Annotated in this window: 15 protein-coding genes; all 15 read left to right on the top strand. The window is 74.1% G+C overall.

Going from position 1 to position 21,338, the window contains the following annotated elements:
- Positions 1-15: 15 nt before the first annotated feature.
- The 15 genes from ACIRQH_RS04360 to ACIRQH_RS04290 all read left to right on the top strand — a co-directional run bounded on the left by ACIRQH_RS04360 (position 16) and on the right by ACIRQH_RS04290 (position 21,171).
- Positions 16-426, top strand: coding sequence for an acyl carrier protein (locus ACIRQH_RS04360; RefSeq protein WP_388877323.1), 411 nt, complete (start codon positions 16-18; stop codon positions 424-426).
- Entirely contained in the window at positions 423-4,925 is a 4,503-nt protein-coding gene (locus ACIRQH_RS04355; protein ID WP_404224162.1) for an amino acid adenylation domain-containing protein, read from the top strand. Before ACIRQH_RS04360 ends, ACIRQH_RS04355 begins: the two co-directional genes overlap by 4 nt.
- Positions 4,926-4,931: 6 nt before the next feature.
- Positions 4,932-6,326 (top strand): hypothetical protein, encoded by a 1,395-nt coding sequence (locus ACIRQH_RS04350; RefSeq protein ID WP_404224160.1) that lies wholly within the window; start codon positions 4,932-4,934, stop codon positions 6,324-6,326.
- A gap of 99 nt (positions 6,327-6,425) precedes the next feature.
- Positions 6,426-7,490 (top strand): SAM-dependent methyltransferase, encoded by a 1,065-nt coding sequence (locus tag ACIRQH_RS04345; RefSeq protein WP_404224158.1) that lies wholly within the window; start codon positions 6,426-6,428, stop codon positions 7,488-7,490.
- Complete coding sequence (locus ACIRQH_RS04340; protein WP_388877312.1) at positions 7,487-8,887, top strand: MFS transporter; 1,401 nt, start codon at positions 7,487-7,489, stop codon at positions 8,885-8,887. Before ACIRQH_RS04345 ends, ACIRQH_RS04340 begins: the two co-directional genes overlap by 4 nt.
- A 44-nt stretch (positions 8,888-8,931) precedes the next feature.
- Positions 8,932-9,681, top strand: a complete 750-nt coding sequence (locus ACIRQH_RS04335; RefSeq protein WP_388877309.1) for a GNAT family N-acetyltransferase — start codon at positions 8,932-8,934, stop codon at positions 9,679-9,681.
- Positions 9,682-9,691: 10 nt separating this feature from the next.
- Positions 9,692-11,041 carry an ATP-grasp domain-containing protein gene (locus ACIRQH_RS04330; RefSeq protein WP_404224155.1) on the top strand — a complete coding sequence of 450 codons (1,350 nt, stop codon included), beginning with the start codon at positions 9,692-9,694 and terminating at the stop codon, positions 11,039-11,041.
- Positions 11,041-11,517 carry a cupin domain-containing protein gene (locus ACIRQH_RS04325; protein ID WP_388877303.1) on the top strand — a complete coding sequence of 159 codons (477 nt, stop codon included), beginning with the start codon at positions 11,041-11,043 and terminating at the stop codon, positions 11,515-11,517. Before ACIRQH_RS04330 ends, ACIRQH_RS04325 begins: the two co-directional genes overlap by 1 nt.
- Complete coding sequence (locus tag ACIRQH_RS04320; protein WP_388877300.1) at positions 11,514-12,614, top strand: pyridoxal phosphate-dependent aminotransferase; 1,101 nt, start codon at positions 11,514-11,516, stop codon at positions 12,612-12,614. The genes ACIRQH_RS04325 and ACIRQH_RS04320 overlap by 4 nt, the downstream gene beginning before the upstream one ends.
- Entirely contained in the window at positions 12,611-13,234 is a 624-nt protein-coding gene (locus ACIRQH_RS04315; RefSeq protein WP_388877297.1) for a GNAT family N-acetyltransferase, read from the top strand. Before ACIRQH_RS04320 ends, ACIRQH_RS04315 begins: the two co-directional genes overlap by 4 nt.
- A 100-nt stretch (positions 13,235-13,334) precedes the next feature.
- Positions 13,335-14,738 (top strand): lysine 2,3-aminomutase, encoded by a 1,404-nt coding sequence (locus ACIRQH_RS04310; protein ID WP_358821716.1) that lies wholly within the window; start codon positions 13,335-13,337, stop codon positions 14,736-14,738.
- A complete protein-coding gene (locus tag ACIRQH_RS04305; protein WP_404224152.1) occupies positions 14,735-17,536 on the top strand; it encodes a lysine 5,6-aminomutase subunit alpha in 2,802 nt (933 codons plus the stop codon). Before ACIRQH_RS04310 ends, ACIRQH_RS04305 begins: the two co-directional genes overlap by 4 nt.
- The gene (locus tag ACIRQH_RS04300) at positions 17,533-18,420 is read left to right on the top strand and encodes an OAM dimerization domain-containing protein (RefSeq protein ID WP_404224150.1); all 888 of its coding nucleotides are present in this window, start codon (positions 17,533-17,535) and stop codon (positions 18,418-18,420) included. The genes ACIRQH_RS04305 and ACIRQH_RS04300 overlap by 4 nt, the downstream gene beginning before the upstream one ends.
- Before the next feature lie 41 nt (positions 18,421-18,461).
- The gene (locus ACIRQH_RS04295) at positions 18,462-20,066 is read left to right on the top strand and encodes an amino acid adenylation domain-containing protein (protein ID WP_404224148.1); all 1,605 of its coding nucleotides are present in this window, start codon (positions 18,462-18,464) and stop codon (positions 20,064-20,066) included.
- On the top strand, positions 20,056-21,171 hold the full coding sequence (locus ACIRQH_RS04290; protein ID WP_404224146.1) for an LLM class flavin-dependent oxidoreductase: 1,116 nt from the start codon (positions 20,056-20,058) through the stop codon (positions 21,169-21,171). The genes ACIRQH_RS04295 and ACIRQH_RS04290 overlap by 11 nt, the downstream gene beginning before the upstream one ends.
- The last annotated feature ends 167 nt before the right edge of the window (positions 21,172-21,338 follow it).

Raw genomic sequence — 21,338 nt, 5'->3', positions numbered from 1 at the left:
GACACGACTGCCGCTATGGCGACCGAATCCGCGACACGCGGCACCGGTGACCCCGCAGGGACCGCGGCGCTGGTGCGCCGCGCCTGGGCCGAGGCGCTCGGGCACGACGAATTCACCGACGACGACCACTTCTTCCAGGTGGGCGGCCACTCGCTGGGTGCCCTTCAGGTGGTCAGGGAACTCGGCACCGCACTGGGCCGCCGGATCTCGGTGCGAGTGCTGTTCCGCAACCCCACCGTGCTGTCCCTCGCCGAGGCGCTCGCCGCCGACGCCTGCGAACCGTTCCCGCGCACCGCGGACACCGGAACCGTCGCCACGCCGGGCACAGCGGGATCCGCGGCCGTGACGGGGCGTCCGGCGCCGTCGGCGGTGGTCACGCCTTCCCCCGCGGTGTCCGTCGCGGCGACGGGGGAGGAGAGCTCATGACCGGCCATGACATCGGGCGGCCCGCCTCGGCCGCCCAGACGGAGATCTGGCTGGCCGACCGCTGCGAACCGGAGTCCGGCCGCTACAACGTGCCGGTGGCGCTGGAGTTCCTCGGCGACCTGGACGTGCCGGCGCTGCGTCTCGCCCTCGGTGACCTGCTCGCCCGGCGAACGGAGCTGGCCGGCCGGTTCGACGGCGAGGACGGTGAGCTGCGCTTCTGCCCCGAGCCCGGGGCGCCGGCCCCGCTCGGCGTCGCCCGCCGGACCGGCTCGTGCCGCTCCGACGCCGCGCACCGCGAGGCCGTACGGACCGCAGAGCGCCCCCTGGACCCCGGCACCGCACCCCTGCTGCGCGCCGAGGTACTGCTCCACGACGACGGCGCCCTCCTCGTGCTGACGGTTCATCACATCGTCGCGGACGGCCGCACGCTGGACCTCGTCGCGGCCGACGTGCTCACCGCCTACCGGGCCCGCGTCGCCGGGACACCGCCGCTCGCCCCCGCGCCGACCGGCGTCGGCGGCCCCGCATCCGAAGGCCCCGCCGCGGGGACGACCCCAGGAGCCGACACACAGGAGCGGGCGTCGGGCACGTACTGGGAGGAACTGCTCGACGACGAACCCGTCACGCTCGGGCCGCTGCCCGACCTCGTCCGTGCCGAGGACCGGCTGCGCGGCGCCCCCGGATGGGCCGAGCGCACCCTGTCCGCCGAACGCCTGGACTCCGTACGGCGGATGGCGGTCCGGTTCGGGGTGACTCCCGCGACCGTCCTGCTGAGCGCCTGGGCGCTGCTGCTGCACGCCTGGTCCGGAGAGCGGGACGGGGTCCTGGGCATGCCGTTCGCGGGCCGGGACGAGCCGGACGCCGTGGACGCGGTGGGCCTGTTCACCCGGGTCCTGCCCGTCCGGAGCCGGATGGTGCCCGACGAGGAGTTCGGCGAGCACGCCGGACGCCTGGGCGACCAGGTCCTCGACTCGATGGACGCCCTCGCCGCGGGCGGACCCCCGGCCCCCGGCGCCGGCCCCGCGTACACGGCCGTGTTCCTGCACCAGCCCCGGACCACCGCCCCCCAGGCGGTGCCCGGCGCGACCGTCCGTGTCCTGCACCTCGACACCGCCTCGGCCAAGTACGACGTGGCGCTGGCGGCGCTGGAGTACCCCGAGCGCCTGGTCCTGCGCATCGACTACGACACGGCCCTGTACGCCTCTGCCTCCGCCGAGTTGATGGTGCGTCAGCTCGATCAGCTGCTCGCGGCCGCCGAACGCCCCGGCGCGCGGTGCCGCGAACTGCTCGCGGGCCTCACGGACTCCACCGCGGCCGAGGAGGGTCCCGCTGGTTCCCGAGCCGGTGACCCGTCCGCAACGGAGGAGGTCGCCGCGTCGAGCGTGCCCGAACTCGTCCTGCGCGAGGCGGGCCGCGATCCCGCCGCCGTCGCCGTGGTACATGGCGAAGTAGCCCTCACCTACGGTCAGTTGGCGGAGACGGCTGCCCGGGCCGCCCACTGGCTGAGGGACGAAGGAGGCGTCCGTGAGGGAGACCTGGTCGCCCTGCTGCTGCGGCCCGGCCCGCACACCGTCACCGCGATGCTGGCCGTCGCCATGGCCGGAGCGGCCTATCTGCCGCTCGACCCCGACCACCCCGACACCCGGCTCCGTCTGGTACTGGAGGACGCCCGTCCCCGACTGCTGATCGCCGAGCCGTCGGAGACCGGGCGCACGCCCGACGGCCTGGCCGTGCACACCCCGCAGGGCATCGCCCGAGCCGCGAGGTCATGCCCGGCCGTCCCGCCCGCCGTGACGGTCCGCCCCGACAGCGTCTTCAACGTGCTGTACACCTCCGGCTCCACCGGCCGGCCCAAGGGCGTCCTGCTCCACCACGGCGGCGTCGTACGCATGATGCACCGGCCCGACTTCCTGCCGCTCGGCCCCGACGACACGGTCTCCCACCTGTCGCCGCTCAACTTCGACGGCGCCACCTACGAGATCTGGGGCGCCCTCACCCACGGCGCCCGGCTCGTCGTCCTCGACAAGGAACTCGTCCTCGACCCCACCGCCCTGCGCACCGCCGTCCGCGACCACGGCGTGACCACGCTGCTGGTCACCACCCCGCTCCTCAACCGCCTCATCGAGGACGCGCCCGACCTGCTCCAGACCCTGCGCCGGGTGTACTTCGGCGGCGAACTGGTCTCCGTACCGCATCTGCGCAAGGCGCTGCGCTGGGCCCGGCCCGGCACCCTGCTGCACAGCTACGGCCCCACGGAGAACTCCTTCACCTCCACCTGGTGTCCCGTGGAGGAGGTGCCGGACCGTGCCCGCACCCTGCCCATCGGCGGCCCCGTCCCCGGCACCGTCGCGCACGTCGTCTTCGAGGACACCCTCATCCCCGCACCCCCGTACATGCCGGGCGAACTCGTCCTCGGCGGCACGGGCGTGGCACTCGGCTACCTCGGGGACCCGGCCCGGACGGCCGAGCGGTTCTGGGCCGACCCGTTCAGCGCCGAACCGGGCCGCAGGCTCTACCGCACCGGCGACCGGGTGCGCCGGACCGCCGACGGACAGCTGGAGTTCATCGGACGCGCCGACAACCAGATCAAGATCCGCAGCCAGCGCGTCGAACTCGGCGAGGTGGAGTCCGCGTTGCGCGCCCACCACGACGTCACCGCCGCCTTCGTGACCGCCCGCCGCAACGAGCGGGACGAGAAGGAGATCGTCGGTTACGCCGTCCTCGGCCGGCCCGGCGCCCACCCCGACGTCATGCGCCATCTGCGGGCCTGCCTCCCGGCCTTCGCCGTCCCCGCCCATCTCGTCGTCCTCGACGAGCTGCCCCTGACCCCCAACGGCAAGATCGACCGGCGCGGACTGCCCCGGCCCGAGGACACGGCGGCCCCCGCGCCGGCCCCGGACCTCACCGCCCCCGAACCCCGCACCACCCGGACGGCGGTGGACGGCACCGACCTCCAGCGAGCCGTCCACGGCGCCTGGCGCGAACTCCTCGGCGAGCGGACCTTCGGCCTCGACGACAACTTCTTCGACGTCGGCGGACATTCGCTGCTCCTGGTCCGGCTCCAGGCGGCCCTGCGCCGGGCCACCGGCACCAAGCCCGCCATCGCCGACCTGCTGCGGCACGGCACCGTACGGTCGCAGACCCGGCTGCTCGGCGGAGAGGACACACCCTCGCGTCCGGCCGCCGCGGCCACCGCGGTACGGAGGGCAACCGCGGACGACGACGCCATCGCCGTCGTGGGCATGGCCGCCCGGTTCGCGGGCGCCGCCGACCTCCCGTCCTTCTGGGACAACCTGCGCTCCGGACGCGACTGCTTCAGCGAGGGACCAGGACCGGTGATCACCCAACTGCCCGACGGGCAGCGGCGGGTGGCGCGCTGGGGCATGGCCGCCGAAGGAGCCCGCTACGACGCCGACTTCCTCGGCTTCGGACCCGACGACCTGCGCGACGGCGACCCCCAACAGGGCGTCCTCCACGAGGTCCTGTGGTCCGCCGTCGAGGACGCCTCCCTGCGCCTGTCCGACATCGCCTCCCGCACCAGCCTCTACGCCGGCTGCGCCAAGGTCGTCGACACCGACCCCGAGGCCCGGGTGGACGACGTCGTCAACGCCGACCCCACCTTCGTCGCCTCCCGCTTCGCCTACCTCCACGATCTGTGGGGCGAGGCCCTGCTGCTGGACACCGCCTGTTCCACCGGCCTCTACGCGGTCCACCTCGCCTGCCGCAGCCTGCTCACCGGCAGCAGCGACTACGCCCTCGCCGGCGCGGTCTCGCTGGACCCCGCCTCGGACGGCAGCTACCGCTACCGACCCGGCTTCCTCTACGCCGACGACGGTGTGTGCCGGCCCTTCGACCGGCGCGCCTCCGGAACCGTGGGCGGCTTCGGCGCCGGAGCGGTCCTGCTGCGCCGGCTCGCCGACGCCGAACGCGACGGCGATCCCGTGTACGCGGTCATCCGGGGAAGCGCCGTCAACAACGACGGTCGGGCCAGGATCGGTTACTCGGCCCCCGGCGTCGAGGGCCAGTCCCGGGTCATCCGCGAGGCCCTCACGAACGCCGGTGTCAGCGGACGCGACGTCGGCTTCATCGAGGCACACGGCACCGGCACCCGCCTCGGCGACGCCATCGAGGCCACCGCCCTGGCCGACGCGCTCGGCCCGGACGGCCCCGGCGTCGCGGTGGGGTCCGTGAAGGCCTCCGTGGGGCACTGCAACACCGCCGCAGGCATCGCCGGACTGATCAAGGCCGTACTCGCCGTGCACCACGCTCACCTGCCCGCGACGCCCAACGTGCGCGAGCCCATCGAGGAACTGACCACCGCGGGAACCCGCTTGTCCCTGCTGGACGAGGGGCGCCCGTGGACGGAGGAGACCGGCCGCCCCCGTACGGCCGGGGTCAGCTCCTTCGGCGTGGGCGGCACCAACGCCCACGTGGTCGTCCAGGAGCACCGCTGCGCCGCGCCCGTCACGGTCCCCGTCCCTCAGCTCGAAAGGGTGTGACCCGTCGTGGCCGACTCCCTGATCCGACCCGCGACCCTCGCGGACCTGCCCCGCGTCCTCGCCCTGTCCGCCCGCGACGCCGAGGCCCTCGCCGCACTGCGCCGGCGGCTCGCCGATCGTCTGGAGCACGAGCCCCGGACCGCCCCCGACGACCTCTCCCGCACACTGCACACCGGACGCGAACGCTTCGCCTGCCGGGACGCCGTCATCGGCACCGACACCGCCGAACTCGCCCGTCTGCTGCGGAAGTCGGACGAGGCCGACACCTCTCCGGTACGAGAGCCCGGTGCCGGACCCGTGCTCGTGCTCTACGGGTCGCCCGCCCCCGCGTCGGTCCCCGACCTGCCCGAGATCACCGATGCCTTGCGGCGGGCCGAGGACGCCTGCCGGGAGGGCGCGGACGACGCCGCGGCCCGTGCCGCCGCCGTGCAGTACGGCGTGGTGGCCTGGCTCCGGGCCCGAGGTGTCACGCCGTACGCGGTGCACGGCCACGGTGCCGGCGCCTGGGCCGCCGCCGCGGCACGCGGTGAACTCCCGCTGCCCGCCGCCCTGCGAGCCGCCGCAGAGAACGCGACACCTCCGGCCGGAGCGCAACGGACCCCGATCGTCGCTCCGGCCGACTCGGAGCAGCGGACGACGCCGGTGGTGGTCATCGGCTCGCAAATGGCCTCAGCAGCGGCTGAGTTGGCGCTCGACGGGACGGGTCACGTCGACCCACTCCGGCTCGACACGGCCGACGGGGCCTCCTACGCCCGGCTGCTCGCCGAGCTGTGGCGCCTCGGCTTCGACGTCGACACCACGCTGGGACGGGAGGGCAGGCGGATCCGGCTGCCCGGACATCCCTTCCGCCGCCGCGAACCGGGCGGTGCGGGACCGGCCGACGGACCCACGACCCGTGCCCTCACCCCCTTCGAACAGCGCTGGCTGTTCTACGATCTGGTGCGGCACGGCTCCTCCGGCGACCACAACGTGACCGTCGAAACGGTGCTTCCGGGGCCGGTGCCCGCGCCCGCCGAGATCGCCGCCGCCTTCGACGAGATCCAGCGCCGCCACCCCGTCCTGCGCACCGTGCTCAGCGACCCGGCCGGGCGCTGGCGGGCCCGCACCCTGCCCACGGCCACCGTCCGGCCCACGTATCTCACCACCGAACCGGACGCCGGTCCGGAGCAGCTGCGGGCCGCCGTACGGGACGCGGCCCGACAGCCGCTCCGGCTGCGCGACGAGCCGCTCCTGCGCTGCTGTGTCCGCGCCGGCTCGACCCACTGGGCCCTGTCCCTCGGGCTCTACGAGCCGCTCTCCGCCACCGCGGACCCGCGGCTGCTGCTCGACGAACTCCGCGCGCTGCTCGGCGCCGAAGCTCCCGTCCCCGCCGCACCGCTCCCCGAGCCCGAACCCGCCTGACCACGAACCGACTTCACCCCGGAGCAGCCGCTCTCTCCTCCCTCTCCATTCCCTCCGTCCCCCTCTCCGTCGCACGTTCCTTCCTGACTCGGAGTCACGATGACCCTCCTGCACACCCCGCCCACCGAGCTGCCTGCCGACTGGTACGGGGCCGCACCGGCCCCGATCGGCGTCGACCAGGCGTTCAACGGCTATGTCGCCGCCACCGTGGTGCACACCCTCGACCGGCTCGGCGTCCTGGACCGGCTCGCCGACAACCCCCGCCTGAACATCCCGGAGTTCGTCCGTGGGGCGGGCCCCGGCGTCCGTGAGCGGATCGTCCGCGAGGTGCTGCGGGCAGCCGCCGTGTGCGGCTGGCTGCGGCTGGAGGACGACGGCGACACGGCCGTCCTGACCGAGGCCGGACGCGAGACCGTCCGGATGCGCGGCTACTTCACCTGGGCGGTCGGCGGTTACAGCGACCTCTTCTCGGGCGCCGCCCGACTGGCCACCGGCCAGGCCACGTTCGGCGACGACCTGCTGCGCGACGAGGCGATGGTCGCCCTCGGCTCGGGTCAGAACGACCGCTCGTTCATGGCGAACACCCTGGACGACGTCCTCGCCGGCATCGACTTCCACACCCTTGCCGACCTCGGCAGCGGCATCTCCGCCCGGGTCAGCCGGATCGTCGGCGGCAGGCCCGGCACCCGCGGTCTCGGACTCGACATCAGCGCTCCCGCAACCGAGTTGGGCCGACGCACCATCGCCGACGCCGGCCTGGAGGACCGGGTGCGGGCCGTACAGGCCGACGTGCTCGACGTCTGTCACCGCGAGGCCCACCGCGACGCCATCGCCGAGGTGGACACGGTGATGAGCTTCTTCCTCCTGCACGACCTGCTCGCCGACCCCGACACCCGGCCACACCTGTTCACCCGGCTGCGCGAGGCGTTCCCCGCCGCCCGCACCTTCGTCCTCGCCGACACCATGCTCCGCCCCGACGCCGAGGGCTCCTCGACGCTGCCGGTGTTCTCCCTCGGCTACGAGCTCGCGCACGCGCTGATGGGCGTACCGCTGCACACCAAGGAGACCTACGAGGAACTGTTCGCCGGCGCCGGACTGCACCCCGTCCGCACCGTCGCGTTCGGCACCCCGCACTCGTGGCTGTACGTGCTGGAGGCCCGGTGAACGCCCACCCCTTCGCGGTCGTGCGGGAGTTCTCCCCACGGACCCGCGCGGTGCTGGCCGTCAACGCGGTCAACTCCTTCGGCGGCGGCCTGGTCCTGCCCTTCCTCTGGATCTATCTGGGGGAGGTCCGCGGCCTCGCCGCCTGGATCCCCGCCGCCACCCTGGCCGTCCAGGCCACCACCGCGGTCTTCGGCGGCCTCGCCTGGGGTGCCGTCCTCGACCGGCTCGCACCCCGCTCCGTCGTCACCCTGGTGATGTGCGTGGCGGGCGCGGGCACCGGGCTGTACGCGTTCGCCACCTCGGCGCCCACCGCCCTCACCGCCGCCGTCGTGTACGGCCTGGGCATCAGCGGCGTCGGCACCGTCCTGCGGTTCCTGTACGCGGGCGCCGCCACCGCCCGGGAACGCGGGCTCGCCTTCTCCGCCGACTACGCCGTGTTCAACGCGATGACCGGCCTCGGCGTGCTGGTGGGCGGCCTGGTCGCCGCGTCGGGGCCGGGTTCCGACGCGGCGAGGTTCGCGGCCCTGTACCTCGCGGACGGGTGCACCTTCCTGGCCGCCGGTGCCGCCTTCTTCCTGCTGCTGCCACGGCTCGACCGTGCCACGGCCCGCTCCGGCACCCCCGCCGTCGCCGACACCGCACGGCGCCCCGTGGGCTACCGCGAGGTCCTCGGGCAGCGGACGATCGTCGTCCTCCTCGCCACCCTGACGCTGTGTTCGCTCGTGTCGTACGGGCAGCTCAGGTCCGGCCTGCCCGGCTATCTGACGGCCGGCGGCGCCGTCGGACCCGAAGGGCTCTCGGGCACCTTCGCCGTCAACATCGTCGTCGCGGTGCTCACCCAGGTGCTCCTCGGCGAGCGGATCCAGCGCATCCGGCGCAGCACCGTCCTCGCCACCACCGGCGCCCTGTGGACCGCGGCCTGGGCCCTGGTGCTGGTCGCCGGACGGCAGCACGGCATCGCCGCCACGGTCACCGCGATGGCCGGTGTGCTGCTGCTGTCGGTTGGTGAGGCCCTGGTCTTCCCGGTGATCACCGGCCTGCTGAACGATCTCGCGGACGAACGCACCCGGGGCCGCGTCAACGCCATGCTGTCGGTGGCCGTGTCCACCGGATCCGTGGCCGGCCCCCTTCTCGCGGGCGCCACTCTGCCGCTGGCCGACGGCCTGCCCCTGGTCGTCTCGCTCATCGTGGTCTGCGCGGCCGTGGCCCTGGTGGGAACCGCGTTCCGCGGCGTCCTGCCGTCGGCCGCCGACCTGCCCGATCCCGCGGAGACCGATACGCAGGACGGGACCGCCGAGTCCGGCGACACGCAGGCTGCCACCACGCCCGTCGCCGCCGATGCCGGGTCCGTCGCGGCGGGCGGCAAGGGCTCCGCCCCCGTGACCGCCGCCCCGTAACCGGCGCCCCCCATCCAGCCGCAGCCCCCAAGGAGGCACCCGCCATGCACAACTGGCCGCTGACCGGCATCACCGTGCGTACCCCGCTCGTCGAACTGCGCCATCCCACCCCGCAGGACCTCGACGCGCTCGCCGACCTGGGCGCCGAGGGCGTGCACACACCCGGCTTCATGCCCTTCTTCTCCGAGTGGACCGACGGGGACCGGGCCACGGTCGCCCGCCGCGTCCTCCAGCGTCACTGGCGGGCGATGGCGGACTGGAGTGCCGATGACTGGACCCTGTACCTCGTCGTGGTGCACGAGGGCGAGGTCGTCGGGTCCCAGTCGCTGGGCGCCCGCGACTTCGCGGTGACCGGGGAGGTGCTCCTCACGTCCTGGCTCGGACTGCGCCACCAGGGTCTCGGGCTGGGCGGACACGCGCGGGCCGCCTCCCTGGAGCTCGCGTTCACCGGCCTCGGCGCGCAGGACGCCTTCTCCGTGGTCCGCCGGGGAAACACCGCCTCCCAGGCCGTGTGCCGCAAGTTCGGCTTCACCCACGACGGTACGCAGGTCAACGCCGTACGCGGTGAACGCGCCGTCAGCGACCGCTACCGCCTCGCTCGCGCCGACTGGGCCGCCGCCCGGACCGTCCCCGCCGAGATCGCCGGCCTCGAACCGGCCCTCGCCCTGTTCGGCGCCGCATCCGCACCCCGGCCGGTGCCGGCGGCCTCCGGGGTGGCCGACGAGGCTCCCGCCCTGGCCGCCACGCTCTCCGGCGTCCGGTACGCGCCCGAACCCGACCACGCCGACGTCTGAGGAAACGGCCATGCCACGCCCCGTCATCGCCGTCGTCTACGACTTCGGCTCCGTCGCGCCCGCGGACATCGTGGACCGGCTCGAACCGCTCGGCGACGTCGTCCTCGCCGTGTGCCACTCCCGGCACACCGATGAACTGGCCTCGCTGCTCGCCGACTTGGCGCCCGTCGTTCCCGTCCGCGAAGGCGACTCGCACGCCCTCGACGCGTCCGCCGACCTCCTGCGCGAACACCGCCCCGACGCCGTACTCACCTACAGCGAACGCCGGTTGGGCACCACCGCGGAACTCGCCGCCCGGCTCGGTCTGCCCTTCCACGACGCGCTGACCGTACGGCTGCTCACCGACAAGCACGAGCAGCGACGCAGGCTCCGTGAACGGGGCGTGGACCCGGTACGCGGACGGTTGCTGCGTACCCCGGGGGAGTGGGTGCCCGCGCTCGCCGCCGTCGGCCTGCCCGCCGTCCTCAAACCGGTGCGGGGCGAGGGCAGTCGCAGCACCCACCTCGTGCGGGACGCGGCCGCGGGCGCCGCGCTCACCGCACGCCTGCTGACCGCTTCGGCATCCGAGGGCGGCGAGGACGCCCTCGTCCTGGAGGAGTACCTGGAAGGCGCCGGCGCGGGCCCGTTCGGCGACCACGTCTCCGTGGAGAGCGCCGTCCAGGACGGACGGGTCACCCACTGGGCGGTGACCGGCAAGTTCCCGCTCGCGCCCCCCTTCCGCGAGGTCGGCCACTTCTGGCCGGCCCCGGTCACCGGCTCCGAGCGGGACGCCGTCCTCGCCCTGGCCGCGAACGCCGTCGAGGCGCTCGGCGTACGCACCGGCATCACCCACACCGAGGTGAAACTGACCCCGGACGGCCCCCGGCTGATCGAGGTCAACGGCAGGCTGGGCGGCTTCCAGAGCGGCCTCGGCAACCTGGCCGGCGGACTCGACCCCGTGCTCCTCGCCGCACAAGTGGCCCTCGGACACCCCCTCCCGCCCGCCTGGGTGCCTGACGACCGCGTGACCTACGCCCGCGCGCTGCCGACGCCCGCCGAGGGCGGACTGCTCACCGGCGTGAGCGGTGTCGGCGAGGTGCGCGGCCTGCCGGGGGTCGACGCCTACGAGACCCGGGTGCAGCCCGGCCGGGTGGTCGAACCAGGCGTCGCAACGGGGGAGTTGGCCGTGCTCTGGGGTACCGCCGACGACCACGACGCCATGCTCGCCGTCCTGGACCGGGCGCTCGACGTACTCACCTACACCTTCGCCGGAACCCCCGGCACACCCGAGGGGCGCACCGTGCGCGCCCGCGACCTGGTCCCGGCCGGACCCGGACCTGCCGCCGACCCCGCCCCCATCGACGTACGAAAGGCCTCCTGATGACCACCGAGCCGGCCACCACCGAACTCCACGCCCACACAACGGACTTGAGCGCCACCGACTCCGGCAAGGACGCGGCGGCCGGCGCCGTCGTGCACCGTGCCGCCCGGGCCGCCGAGATCCGCACCGACATCCCGCGGTTCCTGCCGGTCGCCGGCCACCACGAGCCCGCGCCGTTCTACCTGACGGCCGACATGTTCGGCGGTGTGCCCGTCGAGCTGGCCGGCGGACCCATCACCCACCTCGTCGGCAAGCCGGTCGCCGACCCGCACCGGCACGCGGTCGACGAGATCTACTTCCTGGTCTCGCCGAACCCCGGCGGCGCCCGCATCGACGTCCTCGTGGACGGCGAACGGCACGAGCTGACCTCGCCCGCGCTGCTGCGCGTCCCCGCCGGAGCCGAGCACCGCTTCCTCACCCTGGAGGCGGAGCCGGGCAGTTACTGCTTCGGCCTCCTCCTCGGCAGCGAACGATGACCGCCCCGACCGTCGCGCGCACCGCGGAGGCCGCGCCCCTGCGGCTGCACCTCAGCGAGAGCCCGTTCGGACCCAGCCCGCACGCCCTGCGCGCCGCCCACGCAGCCGTCGACGACACCGGCACCTACCCCGACCCCACGCGCACCGCCCCCGCACGGGCCATCGCCGACCTGCTGGGCGTCAGGCCCGACCAGGTCGCCGTGGCCAACGGCAGCGACGAACTGGTCCTGCTCACCGCGCTGTGCCTCGGCGACCTCGGCCGCCCCGGCGTGACGACCGCCGGCACCTTCCCCGGCTACCGGATCTGCCTGGAGAACGCCCGGCGCGGCTGCCACGAGGTCCCCCTCGACGGCACCTCCCCGGGCGTCGCGGCCCTGGCCGACGCCATGGAGGGCGCCGGCATCGCCTACGTGTGCAACCCGCACAACCCCAGCGGAGGCACCCTGAACCGCGCCGACCTGGACCTCCTCGTCGAGCGCGCCGCAGCCACCGGTACGCCCCTCGTGGTCGACGAGGCCTACCTCGACTTCGCGCCGCCCGGCACCCCGCAGATCCTCGACCATCTCGGCTCCGGCGCGCCCGTCCTCGCCCTGCGTACCTTCTCCAAGGCGCACGGCCTCGCCGGTCTGCGCATCGGCTACGCCGTCGGCGACGCGGACCTCGTCGCCCGGCTGCGCGAGGTCCAGGGCACCATGCCCTTCAGCGTCAACCGGGCCGCCCAGGCGGCAGCCGTCGCCGCCCTCGCCGACCGTGAGCACCTGGAGCACGTCCGGCGCGGCAACACGGCCGCCCGGGAGGGGTTCCGGGCCGCACTCGCCGCCCGCGGCCGGCACGCCCTGCCCTCGGTGACCAACTTCCTCGCCGTACCCGTCGGGGATTCCGCCCGCGCCGAACGGCTTCTTGAGGACGACCACGGCATCCTCGTCCGCGACGCGGGCCGCTTCGGCCTGGCCGGGCACCTCAGGATCTCCGTCGGCCCCGCCGGCCATCTCGACCGCCTGCTCGACGCGCTGGACGCCGTCGACCCCATGACCCACCGGCACCGCGCGAGCGAGCTGCCCGTGTCCCGCACCACCACAGCACAGGAGCAGCAGTGACCCATGTGATCGCCCTCGACCCGCACGACGCGTTCGCCGTGCTGCCATCCACCGGGGAACTCCCCGACGGCTGGCGCACCACCGGCTGGACCGGCGACGAGGAGACCTGCCGCCGCCAGGTCGCCGCCCGCCCGACGGCCGTCCTCGCCGCCGAGCGGCTCCGGCTGCGCGAGGTCCTGCCCGCCGAGGCGCTCGAACTGCGGGAGGGCCGCACCGCGGACCTGCCCTGGCTCGGCGGCACCCCCGGGGAGGGATCGCGGGAGGCCGCGGGCATGCTCGCCGGCGCCCACACGGCCGGCCTGCACCGCTCCGGCTGGGGCATGTACGTGCTGGTCCGCGAGGCCGACGGGCTCGTCGTCGGGGGCATGGGCTTCCACGGACCGCCGCACGACGCCGCCGCCGAGATCGGCTTCGACCTGCACCCGGACGCCCGCGGCCACGGCTACGCGACGGAGGCACTCGCCGCGCTCGCCCACTGGGCGCTCCAGCAGCCCGGCGTGGACACGGTCGTCTGCACGACCACCGCGGACAACGTGCCCTCCCAGCGGGTCATGGAACGCGCCGGCTTCGAGCGCCGCCCGGACCGCGACGGCGTCCTCGCCTACGCCCTCACCCGCTGACCGAGACCACTCAACCCGGCGGCACCGCACGGCCGTTCCGTGCGGTGTCCCGTCCCGAATCCCCACCCGCCGCGGCGGCCGGGAGAAACCGAGGCACCTCGTGAAGACCGCACCCCCGCCGACCGCGCCGCCCACCCGGGCATCCGCCGACGCGCTCGCCCAGCCCTACGGCTACCGACGCCACGAAGCCGTCGAGCCCGACTGGCGGCGCTTCCCGGGCTGGCGGGACGTCACCTCCGCCCAGTGGCGCGACCCCCAGTGGCAGCGCGCCCACTGCGTCAAGGGAGTCCGCCAGCTGCGCGAACTGGCCGGCACGGGGCTCGACGACGCCTTCTACGAGGATCTCGCCGCCGACCAGAAGCAGTTCGCGACGATGCCGATCCTGCTCACCCCGCAGGTTCTCAACACCATCGCCCCGACCGCCGCCCCCGGCACGACCGACTGGTACGCCGACCCCGTCCGCCGCTACATGCTGCCGGTGGCCAGCGACCGGCATCCGCGCTGGCCGAGCCACCCCCTCGCCTCCCGCGACTCCCTGCACGAGGCCGAGATGTGGGTCGTGGAGGGACTCACCCACCGCTACCCGACCAAGGTGCTCGCCGAACTCGTCACCACCTGCCCGCAGTACTGCGGGCACTGCACCCGCATGGACCTCGTCGGCACCTCCACCCCGCAGGTCGACAAGTACCGCTTCGTGCTGCGGCCCGCCGACCGCCTCGACCGCATGATCGCCTACCTGCGTGCCACACCCACCGTCCGCGACGTCGTCGTGTCCGGCGGAGACGTCGCCAACGTGCCCTGGCCGCGCCTGCGTTCCTTCGTCGACCGGCTGCTCGACCTGGACAACGTCCGCGACATCCGGCTCGCCAGCAAGGGACTCATCGGGCTCCCGCAGCACTGGCTGGCACCCGACGTGCTCGACGGCATGGCCGAACTCGCCGCCAAGGCCTCAGCACGCGGCGTCGGCCTCGCCATGCACACCCACGCCAACACCGCGCAGCAGATCACCCCGCTCGTCGCCGAGGCCTCCCGCGCGCTGCTCTCCGCCGGACTGCGCGACGTACGCAACCAGGGAGTGCTGCTGCACGGCGTCAACCACACGCCCGAGGCGCTGCTCGACCTGTGTTTCGCCCTGCTCGACTCCGCCGGGATCATGCCCTACTACTTCTACCTCTGCGACCTCGTCCCCGGCGCCGAGCACTGGCGGCTGCCGCTCGCCGAGGCCCAGCGGCTCCAGCACGCCATCATGGGCTACCTGCCCGGCTTCGCCACGCCCCGCCTCGTCTGCGACGTCCCCTACGTCGGCAAGCGCTGGGTGCACCAGGCCGACGCGTACGACCGTGAACTCGGCATCTCCGACTGGTCGAAGAACTACCTCACCTCCGTGGAGCACGACGCCCCGGACGCACTGAAGCGCACCCACCACTACTACGACCCGCTGCACACCCTGCCCCCGTCCGGTCAGGCCCACTGGGCGCAGTGGCAGCCGGGGGACGAGCAGTGAACACGCCCTGCCACACGCCCGGTTCACCGCTCGGCCTGCACCGCGTGCTCGCCCCGGAGGGGGTGCTGCCGCAGGCCGCTCTGCGCCTCGACCCCGACCCACGGCTGCGCGACGACGAACTCCGCATCGACGTCGAGTACCTCAACCTGGACGCGGCGTCCTACCGCCAGCTCCACGAGGAACACGACGGCGACGGCGACGCGATCCGTGAGGCCGTCCGCGCGATCGTGAGTGAACGCGGCAAGATGCACAACCCTGTCACCGGCTCCGGCGGCATGCTCATCGGCACCGTCGCGGAGGCCGGCCCCGAGACACCCCTCGGACTCAAGCCCGGTGAACGGGTGGCGACCCTGGTCTCCCTCACCCTGACCCCGCTCGAACTCACCGACGGCCTGCGCGACTGGGACGGCCTGGGGGAACAGGTGCCGGCCCGCGGACACGCCATCCTCTTCGGACGGTCGGTCGCCGCGGTCCTGCCCGCCGACCTGCCCGACGAACTGTCCCTCGCCGTCCTGGACGTCTGCGGGGCGCCCGCCCTGACCGGCCGCACCGTCGCCGAGTACGCCGCGCGGACCGGCCGCGCCCCTTCGGTGGCCGTCCTGGGCGCGGCCGGCAAGTCCGGCAGCCTCGCGCTGGCCGCGGCACGCCGCGCGGGCGCCGGACGGCTGGTGGGAGTCGTCCCGAACGCGGCCGAGGCGACCGCCCTCGCCGAATCCGGCCTGGCCGGCTCGGTGTTGCGGGCCGACGCCCGCGACGCCGTGGCACTCCACGACGGTCTGGCCGCCCACGGCGGCCCGGCCGACATCACCGTGGTCTGCACCGATGTGCCCGGCTGCGAGCACGCCGCCGTGCTGGCGACCCAGGACGGCGGCACCGTCGTCTTCTTCTCCATGGCGACCTCCTTCCCGGCCGCCGCGCTCGGCGCCGAGGGACTGCGCGCCGACGTCACGATGCTCATCGGCAACGGCTACCAGCCCGGCCACGCCGAGCAGGCCCTCGACCTGATCCGCACCGAACCCGGCGTACGCGCCCTCTTCGACCGCCGGATCACCCCGACGGCCCCGTCGGCCCGGTCGGTCCGGTCGGTCCGGTCCGAGGACTCCGCGGTGCCCGCCCGCGCCCCCGCCACCGATGGCGCCGCCTCCGTGGCCACGAAGAGCTCCTCCGACGGTGCCGCCGACTCGGGCCACACCCCTCGGGTCACCACGGCCCCCGCCGGAAAACTGGGCCTCGACCCCCGACTGATCAGCCGAGCAAGGGAGTTGGCGGCCCGCGCGGGGGGCGCCGTCGTGGACATGGCCCGGTCCCACACCACCGTCGCCGTGGAACGGGCCGCGCTGCGGCTGGCCGGGCTGTCCGGCGCCGACGCCGAGGGCATCCCCTGGGCCAACCGGCTCGTCGACGCCGTACGCGACCAGGTCGGCCTCGAACACGGCGTCGCCCTGCCGGTCTGGCACGCGCTGCGCACCGGATCCTGCCGCGACCTCACCGAACTGGCCTCGCGCGCCACCGCCCGCGACGTCTCCTTCCGGCTGCCCGAGGGCGCCGCGGCGGACAGCGCGGTCGCCGACGCCCGGCGCGCCATGGCCGGCGGCCTCGACCTGATCGACGGCCGACGCAACGAACGCGACCGGCTGATCAGGCAGTGGGGCGAACCGACCGGACCCCTCATCTACCTGATCGTCGCCACCGGCGACATCCACGAGGACGTCCGGCAGGCGGTCGCAGCCGCCCGGGGCGGCGCCGACGTCATCGCGGTGATCCGCTCGACGGGACAGTCCCTGCTCGACTACGTCCCGCACGGCGCCACCCGCGAGGGATACGCGGGCACCTACGCCACCCAGGAGAACTTCCGCCTCATGCGGGCCGCCCTGGACAAGGCGTCGGCCGAACTCGGCCGCTACATCCGGCTCACCAACTACGCGTCCGGCCTGTGCATGCCGGAGATCGCCGTCCTCGCGGGCCTGGAACGCCTCGACATGATGCTCAACGACTCCATGTACGGCATCCTCTTCCGCGACATCAACCCGGTCCGCACATTCGTCGACCAGCGCTTCTCCCGGCAGTTGCACGCCCGCGCCGGCATCGTCATCAACACCGGCGAGGACAACTACCTCACCACCGCCGACGCGATGGACGCGGCCCACACGGTGACCGCGAGCCAGCTCCTCAACGAGTACTTCGGCAAGGAGGCGGGGCTCACCGACGCCCAACTCGGCCTCGGCCACGCCTTCGAGATCGACCCCGAACTGCCCGACTCCTTCCGCATGGAACTCGCCCACGCACTCCTCGCCCGCGAGCTGTTCCCCGACGCCCCGCTCAAGTGGATGCCACCGACCCGCCACATGACCGGCGACATCTTCCGCGGCTATCTGCTCAACGGGTTCTTCAACCTCGCCGGAGCACTCACCCGGCAGAACATCCTGCTCGTCGGCATGATGACCGAGGCCGTCGTCACCCCGTTCCTGTCCGACCGCGACCTGGCGCTGCAGAACGTCCGGTACGTGATGGACGCCGCCGGCTCCCTGGAGGAGGACTTCCACCCCGCACCCGGTGGCGCCATCACCCGGCGCGCCGAGGTCGTGCTGCGAGAGGCCCTCGACCTGCTGGAGCGGATCGGTGAACACGGCCTGCTGGACGCCATCGCCGCCGGCACCTTCGGCGGCATGCGCCGTCCCGTCGACGGAGGCCGCGGCCGGGACGGGGTGGCCGAGTGCGCCCCCGGCTACCGCAACCCCGCCGTCGAGCTTCTCGAAACGTCCCAGGTCCACGACCGTGAAGGAGATCACCAGCGATGAACACGCCCGCCGGACCGCCGCCCGCGGTCCGCCCCTACGGGGACACCACCGACGACGGGATGGTGCAGCTCTCGTTCACCCTCCCACTGCCGCACGGCGCGCTCGTCGAGGGCGCGGCCCTCCAACTCGCCCGCCAGATGGGCATGGACCGGCCCCTCCTCGTCCACGCCCGCCCGGTGGGAACCGAGTTCACGTTCTGCGTGGTCTACGGTCCCGTCGTGCACCAGGTCGAACTCGACTCCGTGGACGTCATGGAGCGCGAGTACCCGCTGCTGTCGTCCCAGGAGGTCGACGAGGGCCTGCACGCGAACCTGGGGCGCGACTGCGTCGTGGTCGGCGCCTGCATCGGAACGGACGCGCACACCGTCGGCATCGACGCGATCCTCAACATCAAGGGGTTCGCGGGCCAGAAGGGCCTGGAGTACTACCACTCGATGCGCGTCGTGAACCTCGGCGCCCAGGTGTCCGTACCCGACCTCGTGCACCGGGCCGTCCGGGAGAACGCGGACGCCGTCCTGGTCTCCCAGGCCGTCACCCAGCGCGACGCCCATCTGGCCAACGTCCGGGAGCTGAGCGCGGAGTTGGACGCCGCCTACGCCGGACGCCCCCGGCCCCTCCTGGTCGTCGGCGGCCCGCGGTTCGACCCCGCCATGACCGCCGACCTCGGCGTCGACCGCATCTTCGGGCGCGGCACCACGCCGGACGACGTCGCCAGCTATCTCGTGCACGCCCTGACCGTCGGACGCTCCCGCCTGCGCGAGCTGGACGTCGACGAGGCTGTGGACGAGTGCGGGAGCGAGGGCGAGAAGGTGGAGGCGAGCATGAACGTGGAACCGGAGGTTGGCGCATCCGCATCCGCGTCCGCCGATGGGAGGCTCATATGAATCGCCTCTCCGCGCCCGCGTCACCGGGCTCTGCCGCGACCGTGGCGAACACACGAGCCCGCACCACCACGGCGGGCGGAGCCTGCCCCGACGACCGGCTGGACACCCGCTTCCGTGCGATCGCCGCAGGCACACCCGGCCGCACGGCCGTCACCGACGCCCGGGGATCGGTCACCTACGGCGGTCTCGCCGAGGAGGCCGACGCCGTCACCCGCGCTCTGCGGGGCCGCGTGTCCCCGGGGCAGCCGGTCGCCGTGCGGGCCGGACGGTCCCGGCACGCGCTGGCCGGGCTGCTCGGCATCCTGGGCGCCGGTGCCTCCTACCTCCCGGTCGACCCTGGCTATCCGCAGGACCGGCAGCGCCACTTCCTCGACGACTCCGGTACGGCACTCGTGCTCACGGAGGGGCCCCCGGCGCCGGGGGAATCATCGCTCGCGCAGGTCGGGCCGCTGAGCCTCGCCGCCCGCCTGCCCGTCCCGGGGGCGCCGGCCCTGCCCCCTGACACCGCCTACACCATCTACACCTCGGGCTCCACCGGTCTCCCCAAGGGGTGCGTCGTCGGGCACGGGCAGGTCCTCGCCCTCCTCGACGCCGCGCTCCCGCTCTTCGACACCGGAGCCGACGACGTGTGGACGCTGTTCCACTCCTGGAGCTTCGACTTCAGCGTGTGGGAGATCTGGGGCGCCCTGCTCGGCGGCGGCCGGGCGGTCGTCGTGGACCGCGACACCGCCGCCGACCCCGAGGCCTTCGCGCACCTGCTCGCGCACGAAGCCGTGACCGTTCTCAACCAGGTGCCGTCCGCTTTCGGCAACCTCGTCGCCGAGACGTCCGCCACCGGGACCCGGCTGCCGGCCCTGCGCCATGTCGTCCTCGGCGGCGAGGCCATGGTCCCCGAGGACGTCCGCCGCTGGTGGGCGGCCGACACGGCGCCTCTCGCGTCGGTCACCAACATGTACGGCATCACCGAGACCACCGTCCACGTCACGCACTGCCCGCTGACCCCCGAGACCCTCGCCGACGCCCGCCCGGGCCGTACCCCCATAGGCAGGCCGCTGCCCCACCTGAACGTCGAACTGCGCGACGCTGAAGGCGTGTTGGTCGGACACGGAGAACCGGGGGAGCTGTGGATCGGCGGAGCAGGGGTGAGTCATGGATACCTGGGGCGGCCCGAGCTGACCGCCGAGCGCTTCCCCGGAGAACCCGGGAGCCCGGGTCGGCGCTACCGCAGTGGGGACTGGGCCGTCGCCGACGCCGACGGCCTGCTGTACTACGCGGGCCGGATGGACGGCCAGGTCAAGCTGAGGGGCTTCCGCGTCGAACTGGGCGAGATCGAGGCCGAGTTGCGGGCGCTTCCCGGTGTGGACGGAGCCGCCTGCCTCCTCGACGACGGCGGAAGCACCCCCGCCCTCGTCGCCTACCTGGTCGCCGACCGTGCCGCGATGCCCTCCGCCCAGGTGCGGAGCGCGCTCGCCGGCCGACTGCCCGCGCACATGCTCCCGCAGCGACTGCACTACCTCGACCGCCTGCCGGTCACCCCGCACGGCAAGCTGGACCGGGAAGCCCTGCTGGCCGGGGCGGTCGCCGGTACGGACCAGGAGCGCACCGCGCCCCGCACGACCAAGGACGGTGGCCTCCATGCCGGTTGAGTTCATCGGAATGATCGGGGCGAGGGACTCCGAGGGCGGCCAGGGATCGGCCGTGGACCCCGGGTTCACGCGGATGTTCGCCCGCGTCCACGAAGAGGCCGGCTTCGACCGCGTCCTGATCGGGCACAGCTCCAGCTCACCCGACGGCGGCCAGGTCGCCGCGTACGTCGCCGCCCACACCGAACGCCTCGGACTGCTGCTCGCCCACCGTCCGGGAAGCGTCGCCCCCACCATGGCGGCACGCACCTTCGCCACCCTCGACGCGTTCAGCGGCGGCCGGCTGGCCGTGCACGTCATCTCCGGCGGCCACGACGCCGAACAACGGCGCGACGGCGACTACGCGGCCAAGGACGACCGCTACGCCCGTGCGGACGAGTTCCTCGACGTGGTGAAGCGGGCGTGGACCGAGGAGGAGGGGTTCGGGCACGACGGCCGCTTCTACCGCTTCGACGACTTCCGCTCCGAGGTGCGGCCGGTCCAACACCCGCACGTCCCGCTCTACTTCGGCGGATCCTCGCCGGCCGCGTACCGGGTGGGCGGCAGACACGCGGACGTGTTCGCCCTGTGGGGTGAGCCCCTGGCCGAGACCGCCGAGCAGATCGCCGCCGTGCACGCGGGAGCGCGCGCCGCGGGACGCACGGTCATGCCGCGGATCAGTGTCTCGTTCCGCCCGGTGCTCGGGGCGACCGAGGACGAGGCCTGGGAGCGGGCGTACTCGATCCTGGACGGGCTCCGCCGGAAGGGGACCGCGGGCGGCTTCTTCGACCGGAGCAGGCCGCCCCTGCCGCTCGGGCAGTCGGTGCGCCCCGAGAACGCGGGCTCGCAAAGGCTGTTGGCCGTGGCGGAGCGGGGTGAGAGGCACGACCGCGCCCTGTGGACGGCGCCCGCGGCGGCGACCGGTGCCGCGGGGAACTCGACAGCCCTGGTGGGGACACCGGAGACGGTGGCCCGGGCCTTGCTGGACTACGTCGACATCGGTGTCACGACGTTCCTGCTCCGCGGGTACCGACCGGTGCGGGACGCCGAGGAGTTCGGGCGCACCCTGCTGCCGCTCGTGCGGCGGGAGGTCGAGCGGCGCGAGGGGGAGGTACGGGTTCAGGGGTGAGCGGTGCGGGCGCCCTGCGGGGCGCGCACCACGACGGCGGAGGGGGCCCGGGGGGGGGCCCCCCCCCCGCCCCCCCCCCGCGGTGGGGCCGCGGTTAAACCCGCCGGAATAGCGAAGAACGGGCCCGGGGGACCCGGTGCGCCCGAAAACCAAAAAAGGGGCGGCGT

The organism is Streptomyces sp. NPDC102279, assembly GCF_044766365.1.
Lineage (GTDB): Bacteria > Actinomycetota > Actinomycetes > Streptomycetales > Streptomycetaceae > Streptomyces.
Note: the sequence above shows the minus strand (reverse complement) of the source record. Positions and strands in the feature narration are given on the sequence as shown.

Coding starts and splice junctions, on each gene's coding strand:
- ACIRQH_RS04335 (WP_388877309.1), top strand. CDS start 8,932: ATGCACAACTGGCCGCTGACCGGCATCACCGTGCGTACCCCGCTCGTC.
- ACIRQH_RS04325 (WP_388877303.1), top strand. CDS start 11,041: ATGACCACCGAGCCGGCCACCACCGAACTCCACGCCCACACAACGGAC.
- ACIRQH_RS04290 (WP_404224146.1), top strand. CDS start 20,056: ATGCCGGTTGAGTTCATCGGAATGATCGGGGCGAGGGACTCCGAGGGC.
- ACIRQH_RS04360 (WP_388877323.1), top strand. CDS start 16: ATGGCGACCGAATCCGCGACACGCGGCACCGGTGACCCCGCAGGGACC.
- ACIRQH_RS04300 (WP_404224150.1), top strand. CDS start 17,533: ATGAACACGCCCGCCGGACCGCCGCCCGCGGTCCGCCCCTACGGGGAC.
- ACIRQH_RS04330 (WP_404224155.1), top strand. CDS start 9,692: ATGCCACGCCCCGTCATCGCCGTCGTCTACGACTTCGGCTCCGTCGCG.
- ACIRQH_RS04320 (WP_388877300.1), top strand. CDS start 11,514: ATGACCGCCCCGACCGTCGCGCGCACCGCGGAGGCCGCGCCCCTGCGG.
- ACIRQH_RS04355 (WP_404224162.1), top strand. CDS start 423: ATGACCGGCCATGACATCGGGCGGCCCGCCTCGGCCGCCCAGACGGAG.
- ACIRQH_RS04345 (WP_404224158.1), top strand. CDS start 6,426: ATGACCCTCCTGCACACCCCGCCCACCGAGCTGCCTGCCGACTGGTAC.